11 protein-coding genes are annotated in these 10,797 nt (G+C 34.0%); 5 read left to right on the top strand and 6 right to left on the bottom strand.

Annotated elements, in window-relative coordinates; all coding sequences use genetic code 11:
* Nucleotides 1–31 precede the first annotated feature (31 nt).
* The 5 genes from VKY47_RS09710 to VKY47_RS09690 all read left to right on the top strand — a co-directional run bounded on the left by VKY47_RS09710 (nt 32) and on the right by VKY47_RS09690 (nt 3,215).
* Nucleotides 32–832 carry a MotA/TolQ/ExbB proton channel family protein gene (locus VKY47_RS09710; RefSeq protein ID WP_324312381.1) on the top strand — a complete coding sequence of 267 codons (801 nt, stop codon included), beginning with the start codon at nt 32–34 and terminating at the stop codon, nt 830–832.
* A gap of 25 nt (nt 833–857) precedes the next feature.
* Nucleotides 858–1,277, top strand: coding sequence for a hypothetical protein (locus VKY47_RS09705; RefSeq protein WP_324312379.1), 420 nt, complete (start codon nt 858–860; stop codon nt 1,275–1,277).
* Nucleotides 1,278–1,279: 2 nt separating this feature from the next.
* Nucleotides 1,280–1,918, top strand: a complete 639-nt coding sequence (locus VKY47_RS09700; RefSeq protein WP_324312377.1) for an ExbD/TolR family protein — start codon at nt 1,280–1,282, stop codon at nt 1,916–1,918.
* Nucleotides 1,919–1,931: 13 nt separating this feature from the next.
* Nucleotides 1,932–2,417, top strand: coding sequence for an ExbD/TolR family protein (locus VKY47_RS09695; RefSeq protein WP_324312375.1), 486 nt, complete (start codon nt 1,932–1,934; stop codon nt 2,415–2,417).
* 93 nt (nt 2,418–2,510) lie between these two features.
* Nucleotides 2,511–3,215, top strand: a complete 705-nt coding sequence (locus VKY47_RS09690; RefSeq protein ID WP_324312373.1) for a porin family protein — start codon at nt 2,511–2,513, stop codon at nt 3,213–3,215.
* On the opposite strand, the gene VKY47_RS09685 is transcribed toward VKY47_RS09690, so the two are convergent.
* The 6 genes from VKY47_RS09685 to VKY47_RS09660 form a co-directional block, all read right to left on the bottom strand.
* Nucleotides 3,210–3,815, bottom strand: coding sequence for a hypothetical protein (locus tag VKY47_RS09685; protein WP_324312372.1), 606 nt, complete (start codon nt 3,813–3,815; stop codon nt 3,210–3,212). The genes VKY47_RS09690 and VKY47_RS09685 overlap by 6 nt on opposite strands.
* Nucleotides 3,816–3,886: 71 nt before the next feature.
* A complete protein-coding gene (gene rpoN / locus VKY47_RS09680) occupies nt 3,887–5,344 on the bottom strand; it encodes an RNA polymerase factor sigma-54 (RefSeq protein WP_324312370.1) in 1,458 nt (485 codons plus the stop codon).
* Between the two features lie 292 nt (nt 5,345–5,636).
* On the bottom strand, nt 5,637–7,070 hold the full coding sequence (gene asnS / locus VKY47_RS09675; protein WP_324312368.1) for an asparagine--tRNA ligase: 1,434 nt from the start codon (nt 7,068–7,070) through the stop codon (nt 5,637–5,639).
* A 43-nt stretch (nt 7,071–7,113) separates the two neighbouring features.
* Nucleotides 7,114–9,537, bottom strand: a complete 2,424-nt coding sequence (locus tag VKY47_RS09670; RefSeq protein ID WP_324312366.1) for an efflux RND transporter permease subunit — start codon at nt 9,535–9,537, stop codon at nt 7,114–7,116.
* 240 nt (nt 9,538–9,777) lie between these two features.
* A complete protein-coding gene (gene frr / locus VKY47_RS09665; RefSeq protein WP_324312364.1) occupies nt 9,778–10,332 on the bottom strand; it encodes a ribosome recycling factor in 555 nt (184 codons plus the stop codon).
* A gap of 51 nt (nt 10,333–10,383) precedes the next feature.
* Nucleotides 10,384–10,797, bottom strand: a 414-nt coding sequence (locus VKY47_RS09660; RefSeq protein WP_414731222.1) for a uridine monophosphate kinase, incomplete at its 5' end; no start/stop codon positions are given.

Raw genomic sequence — 10,797 nt, 5'->3', positions numbered from 1 at the left:
ACTTTAACTAATAAAATTAAGAACAAGAACAATGAAAAGATTATTTTCTATTCTAGCCATTACTGGAATTATGGCTTTCGGAACTGTTAATGCAAATACAACTGCAAATATAACAGCATCAATAGCAGCTACTGTTGCTAGTGTAACACAAGATGAAGCTACAGCACAAGATGTAGCAACTGAAGAAGTAGCAACTGAAGATCTTGGATTTCACCAAGAACTAAAAAAACGTTTTATAGAAGGTGGACCTGGATTTATGGGAATCGTTCTATTATGTTTAATTCTTGGATTGGCAATTGCTATTGAAAGAATTATCTTTTTAAACCTTTCTACAACTAACACAAAAAAATTAACTCAAGAAATAGAAGATGCTCTTCAATCTGGTGGTGTAGAAGCTGCTAAAGAAGTTTGCAGAAATACAAAAGGCCCTGTTGCCTCTATTTTCTATCAAGGTCTAGATAGAACAGACGAAGGTATTGAAGCTGCCGAGAAAGCTGTTGTAGCTTATGGTGGTGTTCAAATGGGTCAATTAGAGAAAAACGTATCTTGGATTTCGTTATTTATTGCTTTGGCTCCGATGTTAGGATTCATGGGAACAGTAATCGGGATGATTCAAGCATTCGATAAAATTGAAGCTGCTGGAGATATGCAACCATCTCTTGTTGCAGGTGGTTTTAAAGTAGCACTTTTAACAACCGTATTTGGTTTAATAGTAGCTATTATACTTCAAGTTTTCTACAATTACATTATTGCTAAAATTGACAGCATTGTTAACGATATGGAAGATGCATCAATCACTTTAATGGATTTATTGATTAGATACAAGAAGTAATAACAACCTTAAAACACATTAAACAATGAGTTTACATAAAATAATAAAAATTGTTGTTGGAATACTTGCCGTAATTGGATTGATACTCGCTTTAATGATTATGAGTGGCAACGAAGGTATGGTGGACAACATGTTATATGTTACTTATTTAGTTCTTGCGCTTATTCTGGCTTTAGTGCTAGTTTACGTGGTAAAAGGACTATTTGCAGGTAATATTAAAAAGACGTTATTGTCTGTTGGAGCATTCTTGGTCATTTTGGTGATCTCTTATGCCATGTCTTCAGGCACAGATTTAGATCTAACCCCTTTCACAAATAAAGGTGTTGACGTTACAGAATCAACCTCTAAATATGTGGGGGCAGGATTATACGCATTTTATGCTTTAGCTATTATAGCTATTGGATCGATGGCTTTATCTGGAATAAAAAATATATTTAATAAATAATTATGGCAAAGAGATCAGCACCAGAAGTTAATGCAGGCTCTATGGCAGACATTGCTTTCTTACTTCTTATATTTTTCTTGGTAACAACTACTATTGAAACAGATTCTGGATTAAATAGAAAGTTGCCGCCAATTGATGATACGAAACAAGATAACGTTGTTATTAAGGAGAAGAATATTTTTCAACTTAATGTGAACAAAAACAATCAGTTGTTCTTGAAAACTGGAGGAGAGGAAAAGGTCATTAAAATTAAAGACCTACGTAAAGCTGCTGTTGCCTTTTTAGATAATGGTGGCGGAACAGGTGCAGATGCATGCAAGCGTTGTCAAGGTAAGAAAAATCCGAGATCTTCAGATAACTTCGATAAAGCCATTATTTCGTTGCAAAACGATAGGGCTACAAAGTATGACACGTATATAGCTGTACAAAACGAAATAATTGCAGCTTATAATGAGTTAAGAAATCGAGAGTTTGAAAAAAGTTTTCCTAATTTAGGAATAAGCTTTGTTGAAGCGGATCATCGTTATTCAGACCCTAGAACTTCTTCAGAAGAAAAAGCGAGATTAAAGGATAAATTGGAAGAAATTAAACTTTTAATCCCTCAGAAATTCTCTGAAGCAGAGCCGAAAAAGTCTAATTAGATAAACAAAAAATATGTCTAAATTTAAAAAGAAAACAGGAGGCGAATTACCAGCTATTTCTACAGCATCTTTACCGGATATTGTGTTTATGTTATTGTTCTTTTTCATGGTAGCAACTGTTATGAGACAGAATACCTTGATGATTGAGAACAATCTACCATTTGCAGATCAGGTTGAGAAACTAGATAAAAAAGATTTAGTGATGTATATCTATGCTGGAAAACCTAGTAGTAACTATAAATCAACTTTTGGTACGGAAGCGCGAATTCAATTAAACGATAAGTTTGCTGAAGTATCAGAAATACCCGCTTTTATAGCTGCAGAACGCGCTTCAAAAAGAGAAGAATTAATTCCGTTTTTAACTACTGCTTTAAAAGTAGATAGTGATGCAAATATGGGATTGGTTACAGATATTAAACAGGAATTACGTAAAGTAAATGCACTGAAAATTAATTATACAACCAAAAAAGGAGATGCCTTACAAGCGTTGAAAAATTAATTTAATTCTTAATTTTATATTATTTAAAGGCGTTTTGAGCAATCATCACGCCTTTTATTTTATATTTAATCCTATAATTTTTATTTGCTAAAAATGAAACTTTTATTCTTTGTTTTAATAGGATTGCTTTGTGTTACAACGGTGTACACACAAGAAACTGTTGTTATAGACAGCTCCAAAGTAGATTCTAAATATAGGGAGGATCAGTTTTATTTGGCCATAACCTATAATCTTTTGGCTAATAAACCTAGTAATCTAAAACAAACGGGGTTTTCCAGTGGTTTTCATTTTGGATTTATTAGAGATTTTCCTCTAAATCAAAATCGCAATTTTGGATTAGGGCTTGGTTTGGGAGGATCTATTAACTCCTATAACCACAATATATATTTATATGAAACGGAGCAGGGAGAGATTAGCTATATTAACCTAAGCGATGCTGATATAGGATATTCAAAAAACAGATTCAGTACCTATCTTATCGAAATGCCCTTGGAGGTAAGATGGCGGACATCTACAGCGAGTGAATATAAGTTTTGGCGTATCTACACCGGTTTTAAAGTGGGTTATGTAGTGGCAAATTCAACAAAATTCAAAGGCGATCTTGGTAAAATAAAACACACCAACCTCAAGGCTTTTAACGATTTCCAATACGGATTAAGTTTAAGTGCTGGTTATAACACTTGGAATTTTCACGTATATTATTCCTTAAATTCCATTTTAAACAACGATGCTAATACAGGTTCAGAAGCCTTAGATATGTCTGCCATTAAATTCGGACTTATTTTCTATGTTTTATAACCAGTAATTTACTAAAATGAGTTGCGGAATCATACCAATAAAAAGGCCTATAAGCAATTCTATATTACTATGTGCTTTTAAATGAAGCCTAGAAGTTGCAATGGCTCCAATTAAAATAAACATAAGCGCTAAAGTACCATTGATATTAATGCTAAAGTGAATGCTTAAAGCAATATAGAACATGGTAACGCCAGCAATTCCAATCATGTGGATACTTGCCTTAAATTTAAAAACAGCCATGATAAAACAGGTTAGCGTAGATAATAAAATACCCACAAAAAAATAGTACAGCTCTATAATCTCTGTTGCCGGTAACACACGATTTAATATTAATACGGCAATACACCCATTTAAAAATAATGGAAGTAAGCGTTCTTGGGTGCTATTTAAATATATGGATTTTACTTTACCTATACTTTTTAGTAAATAGTAAAGTAGAATAGGTAATAAGATGGTTAAAATGAATAGCGAGAAAATTTTTGCACGAATAATTTCAATGGGAATAAATCTAGGCGACTTAGAAAAATAAAAAACCACTCCCAGCATGGGCATGAGAATGGGATGGAATATAAACGAGATACTTTTTAAAAGCTGATTCAAATTTTTGTTTAAAATTAAGAAAATTATTCTTTTCTAAATATAATTCTGCGGAAAGTATCCAGGGGTTTAACCTATATCTTTTTTCGTAATCTAGCTACAGATATATCTAATTGCTCTCTGTATTTTGCAACCGTTCTTCTGGCAATAGGATAACCTTTTTCTTTTAGTATTTTGGCTAAAGCGTCATCTGTTAAAGGCTTTCTTTTGTTCTCTTCCTCAATAACCGTTTCCAAAATCTTTTTAATTTCTCTAGTAGAAACCTCTTCTCCTTGATCGTTGGTCATCGATTCTGAAAAGAATTCCTTTATCAATTTTGTTCCATAAGGCGTATCTACATACTTGCTATTTGCCACTCGAGAAACCGTAGAAACATCCATGTCAATCTCGTCGGCAATGTCTTTTAAAATCATTGGCCGCAGTTTACGCTCGTCTCCTGTTAAAAAATATTCTTTTTGATAGTGCATAATAGCACTCATAGTTACAAATAGCGTTTGCTGACGTTGCTTAATGGCGTCTATAAACCATTTTGCAGCATCCAGTTTTTGTTTTATAAACATCACAGCATCTTTCTGCGATTTCGATTTGTCTTTAGCTTCCTTATAGCCTTTAAGCATGTTGTTGTACTCTCTGGAAACATGCAGTTCTGGCGCGTTTCTTCCATTTAGAGTCAGTTCCAATTCGCCATCCACAATTTTTATGGCAAAATCTGGAACCACATGTTCGACCATTCTGTTGTTTCCAGCATAAGAACCTCCTGGTTTTGGGTTAAGACGTTCTATTTCCTCTATAGCATCTTTAAGTTGTTGCTCTGTAATATCAAATTTTTGAAGCAGTTTCTTATAGTGTTTTTTTGAAAATCTATCGAAAGCATTGTCAATAATATCGATGGCTAATTCAATATCTGGACGTTTTTCTTTTCTATGCAATTGGATGCTTAAACACTCTTGAAGATTTCTGGCTCCAACACCAGCAGGATCTAATTGATGGACGGTTTTTAATACTTTTTCTATTTTATCTTCGGTAGTGAAAATATTTTGGGTAAAAGCCATATCATCCGTTATATCACTTAACGATCTGCGTATATAACCACTTTCATCGATGCTTCCTACTAAAAACTCGGCTATATCAAACTCTTCATCAGTTAATGTAAAAGTATTTAACTGATTGATTAAATGTTGTGTAAACGAAATTCCAGCAGCGTAAGGCATGGTTTTTTCCTCATCGTCGCTACTGTAATTATTGGCTTGGGTTCTATAATCTGGGACATCATCATCGCTTAAATAATCGTCAACATTGATGTCGTCTGCATTTATGGATTCGTTATCGTCCTCGTAGTCCTCCGTATTATCAAAGTCGTCATCATACTCATCTGTTTGTTCCTTGCCAGTTTCCAAGGCTGGGTTTTCTTCCAATTCTTGTTTTAAGCGTTGTTCAAATGCTTGCGTAGGCAATTGTATCAGCTTCATCAATTGGATTTGTTGAGGCGATAACTTTTGAGATAATTTAAACTGTAAAAATTGTTTAAGCATTATTATGATTTGGTTTCATCTTTTAATATTTATTGTTTTTCAATGGTCAGATGCAATGCCCTTATTATCATATCGGGTTGGTTTGTAACTTTTCGTTAATGGCATTTCATATAAAAATAAAAAAAACAATCTATATAAACATTAGATATAGATTGTTTTGTGAAACATTTATAATCTATATACAAATATAGAAGATAATGATTTTATAGATGTTCTATGTGATAAATAACAAACAATTAATTTAAACACATAAAAGGAGTGGGTTTTGTTAAGATTTTTGCCTTGTTATAAATTAGAAATCAGCATTGTGTGGCGTTCTAGGAAAAGGAATTACGTCGCGAATATTGCCCATTCCTGTGGCAAACATCACTAAACGTTCAAAACCTAAACCAAAACCAGAATGCACAGCAGTTCCATATTTTCTTAAATCTAAATACCACCACAACTCTTCTTCGTCGATATTTAATGCTCTCATCTTTTCTTTTAAAACCTCTAAACGTTCTTCACGTTGAGATCCTCCAACCATTTCTCCAATCCCAGGGAATAAGATATCCATGGCGCGAACAGTTTTACCATCTTCGTTTAGACGCATGTAGAATGCTTTGATGTCTGCAGGATAATCGAATAGAATTACTGGACATTTAAAGTGTTTTTCAACTAAATAACGTTCGTGTTCACTTTGTAAATCCGTGCCCCATTCTTCAATAATATATTTGAACTTCTTTTTCTTGTTTGGTTTACAATCTTTAAGAATTTCAATAGCTTCTGTGTAGCTTACACGTTTAAAATTGTTTTCTACAACAAAATTTATCTTATCGATCAAAGCCATTTCACTACGTTCGGCTTGAGGTTTTGCTTTTTCTTCGTCCAACAATCTGTTTTCTAAAAACTCTAAATCTTCGCGATTGTGTTTTAGGATATAACTTAAAACCGATTTCATAAAATCTTCGGCCAAGTCCATGTTTCCGGCTAAATCCATAAATGCCACTTCTGGCTCTATCATCCAGAATTCGGCTAAATGTCTAGAAGTATTTGAGTTTTCTGCTCTAAAGGTTGGGCCAAAGGTGTAAACTTTACCTAAAGACATGGCATACGCTTCAGCTTCCAACTGTCCGGAAACGGTTAAGTTGGTTTCTTTTCCGAAGAAATCTTCTTTATAATTTACGTTTCCAGCTTCGTCTAAAGGTGGATTTTTAAGGTCTAAATTGGTAACTCGAAACATTTCCCCTGCACCTTCAGCATCACTTCCTGTAATTATTGGCGTGTGCATGTAGTAAAAACCATTTTCATTAAAATATTTATGAATGGCAAAAGACAAGGAAGAACGCAAACGCATAATAGCACTAAATGTATTAGTTCTAGTACGTAAATGTGCGTTTTCCCTTAAAAACTCGAAGGAGTGTTTTTTAGGTTGAATTGGATATGTTTCAGGATCTGAATCCCCTAAAATTTTAATTGAGGTTACTTGTATTTCCACTTGTTGGCCTTTACCTTGACTTTCGGTTAGGGTACCTTTAATGGAAACAGCAGCTCCGGTTGTAATGCGTTTTAAGGTAGCTTCGTCTGTATTTTCAAAGTCTACCACACATTGAATGTTGTTTAGGGTAGAGCCATCATTTAAAGCTATAAAACGGTTTGCTCTAAAAGTTCTAACCCAACCGTTAACCTTTACTTCTTGTAAAGTGTTTTGTTTAGAAAGCAAGTCTGAAATGGTGCTCGATGTCATAATCTTTTATTTAAAATGCAAAGATAATTCTTTGTAGTAATTTTTAATGAATGTTTTTTATTTGGTCTTCATCTTCAATATCATCGTCAGTATCTCCATCTGATATAATATTAATGGAAGGTTCTTTTAAAACCTCTTTATTGGCGATTCTTCTTTCCAAGGATAATAATAGCGAAGGAAGCAATAATAAGTTAGAAAGCATGGCAAAAAGTAAGGTTGCCGAAACCAAGGCTCCTAAAGCTACGGTTCCTCCAAAACTGGAAATTGTAAATACCGAGAACCCGAAAAACAAGACAATAGAGGTGTAAAACATACTTACTCCAGCTTCTCGAAGTGCCCCATAAACCGATTTTTTAATTTTCCAATGATTGGCTTGTAGTTCTTGTCTGTATTTTGCTAAGAAATGGATGGTGTCATCCACCGAAATTCCAAAGGCAATACTAAACACCAGAATGGTTGAAGGTTTTATAGGAACTCCTAAATAACCCATTAAACCAGCGGTAATAACCAAAGGTAATAAGTTAGGAACTAATGAAACCACAATCATTCTAAAAGAACGGAACATGTAAGCCATAAGTAAAGCAATCAATAAAATGGCTAGCGATAAAGAAAGGGCTAAGTTTTTAACTAAATACTTGGTTCCTTTTTGAAATACCAATGCTTTTCCCGTAATGGTTACCTTGTATTTATCTTCAGGAAAAACTTTATCTATTTTCGATTGAAGATCGTCTTCAATACGCTCCATTCTATCTGTTCCAATGTCCTTCATAAAGGTAGTAATGCGCGCATATCGGCCTGTACTATCTACAAAGTTGGTTAACAAATCGGTATTGGAGGTGGAGTTTTTTGCATAGCTAAATATAAAACTACTTTCTTGCGAGGTTGGCAATTGATAATATTTTGGATTGCCATTATAATAAGCTTGTTTAGAATATTTAACAAGACTTACTACAGAAATAGGTTTAGATAGTTCTGGAGTCTCTAGTATCACCTCTTCCAGCTCGTCCATACGTTTTAAAGTGGCCAATTTCATCACGCCTTTTTTACGTTTGGTATCGACTAAAATTTCTACCGGCATAATACCATTAAATTCCTCTTCGAAAAAGCGAATGTCTTGGAAAAACTCGGCTTCTTTGGACATGTCCTCAATTAAACTTCCGGATATTTTTATTTGATAGATACCTATTATGCTAACTATTAAAAGAATAACTGTTGTAATATAGATGGTAATTCGCCTGTGCTTTACCATTCGTTCTATCCAGTTGGTAAAACCACTAATCCAGCGTTTGTTTAGATGCTGTAAATGTCTTTCTTTAGGATAAGGTAAAAAGGTGTAAATAATAGGAATAATCAATATACACAGGATAAAAATTCCAATAATGCTTAACGAGGCTACCACTCCAAACTCCTTTAACAGAGTGCTTTGCGTTAACATAAAAGTAGCAAAACCTGAAGCTGTAGTTAGATTGGTCAATAAAGTGGCATTCCCAACTTTGGTAATTACGCGTTGTAAGGACCTAACCTTGTTTCCATGAAGTTTAACTTCTTGCTGATATTTGTTTATTAAAAAGACACAATTTGGAATTCCAATAACAATTATAAGCGGAGGAATTAAAGCTGTAAGAACGGTTATTTCGTAGTTTAATAAACCTATAATTCCAAAGGTCCACATAACGCCAATGCAAACTACGACCAAGGAAATAATTGTGGCTCTAACAGATCTAAAAAAGAAAAAGAATATTAAGGAGGTAACAGCCAAGGCCAATGCAATAAACGTCCCTATTTCGTCTACGATATTTTGGGCATTTAAAGTACGCACATAAGGCATTCCCGAAATTCGCACATCCAAATTGGTAGCGTCTTCAAAAGCCTCTACTTTTGGTAATAACTGATCGAAGACAAAATCCTTTCTTGCAACTGTATTTACAATATCTTTTTTAAGATAGATAGCCGTACGAATGGTTTTTGTGTTTTTGTTGAACAGAAAGTTATCGTAAAACGGATATTTATTAAATAAATCGTCTTGCAAGGTGTCCAACTCTTTTAAACTATGGATGGAATCCTTAATAAAAGGTTCTAAAATGAATCTTTCGTTTTCGGTATCTTTCAGTAACTTCTGAAGATCTTTAATAGATAAAACAGCTTCAACATCGTCTAAATCTTTAAAAGAATCCGAAAGCTTATTCCAAGCATTTATGTTTTCAACAGTAAAAAGGCTAGAATCCTTCACACCAAGAACAATGAGGTTGCCCTCTTCACCAAAAATCTTTAAAAAATCGTTGTAAATTAAATTAACTTCGTGGTCGTCCGGTAGTAGGTTGGCTTCGGTATGGGTAAAGCGCATGTTTTTCCATTGGGTACTAAAAAGTATAGTAACCACTGCAATAGCGATGAGTATGGCAACCTTATTTCGTAAAATAAGACGCGCAACTACATCCCAAAACCCTTTTGTGAATAATTTAAACATACTAAAATAAAAACAGGCGCAAAGTTAGGTAAAAGCAATGTATTTGCTAACCGATTTCGGGTATAATGTCTTGTTAAAATGAATCTTTAGGAAAAAAGACATGTTATTGAATATGAATTTGTAATTATAGGCTAAAAAACCATATTTCAAATAACTTTTTGATAGGAGTAAAGCCAAAGGAATAATGTTTTTCACAAAAATGGAGACATAAAAAAAGCGACCGTAAAGTCGCTTTTCATATTATATAGTCATAATTTCTTTTTCTTTCACCTCAAATAGGGAATCGATTTTAAGAACGAATTTATCCGTTAATTTTTGAATATCGGCCTCGGCATTTTTTTGTAGGTCTTCAGAAACATCTGTTTTTTTAATGTCGTTATTTGCATCTTTTCTAGCAGTACGTACACTTATTTTTGCGTCTTCAGCTTCCGACTTTGCTTGTTTGGCTAAATCGCGTCTACGCTCTTCGGTTAAAGGTGGTACGTTTATAATAATGTAGTCACCATTATTCATAGGGTTAAATCCTAAGTTGGCGTACATAATTCCTCTTTCTATTTCCTGAAGCATGTTTTTTTCCCAAGGTTGCACGGTAATGGTTCGGCCATCTGGCGTATTAACGTTGGCAATTTGACTTAGTGGTGTTTGAGAACCATAATAGTCAACCATAACGCTTCCTAACATAGAAGGACTCGCTTTCCCAGCTCGAATATTTACAAACTGTTTTTCTAGATGCTTAATAGCGGCATCCATAGATTCTTTTGCTGAGTCTAATATAAATTGAATGTCTTCGTTCATCTTTTAAAATTTATTTTTTTAGGCTTATTCAAAAAACAAGCCAATAGTATATTATAAGTTAACTTTCGTTCCAATATTCTCGCCTGAAACGACTTTTAATAGGTTTCCTTTTTTGTTCATATCGAAAACAATAATTGGCAATTCGTTTTCTTGACTTAAAGTAAACGCTGTGGTATCCATAACTTTTAGACCTTTTCTAAGCACATCGTCAAAAGTAATATGGTCGAATTTTATAGCTTTAGAGTCTTTTTCTGGATCTACATTATATATACCATCAACGCGTGTGCCTTTTAAAATTACATCAGCTTCAATTTCTATGGCACGTAAAACAGCAGCGGAATCTGTTGTAAAATAAGGATTTCCTGTACCACCTCCAAAAATAACCACGCGTCCTTTTTCCAGATGTCTTAAAGCACGTCTTCTAATAAAAGGTTCAGCAACTTCCTCGATATGGATAGCTGTTTG

It is taken from the genome of Xanthomarina sp., assembly GCF_035306705.1.
Lineage (GTDB): Bacteria > Bacteroidota > Bacteroidia > Flavobacteriales > Flavobacteriaceae > Xanthomarina.
The sequence above is the reverse complement of the archived record's forward strand: the minus strand, read 5'-3'. Positions and strand labels throughout refer to the sequence as shown.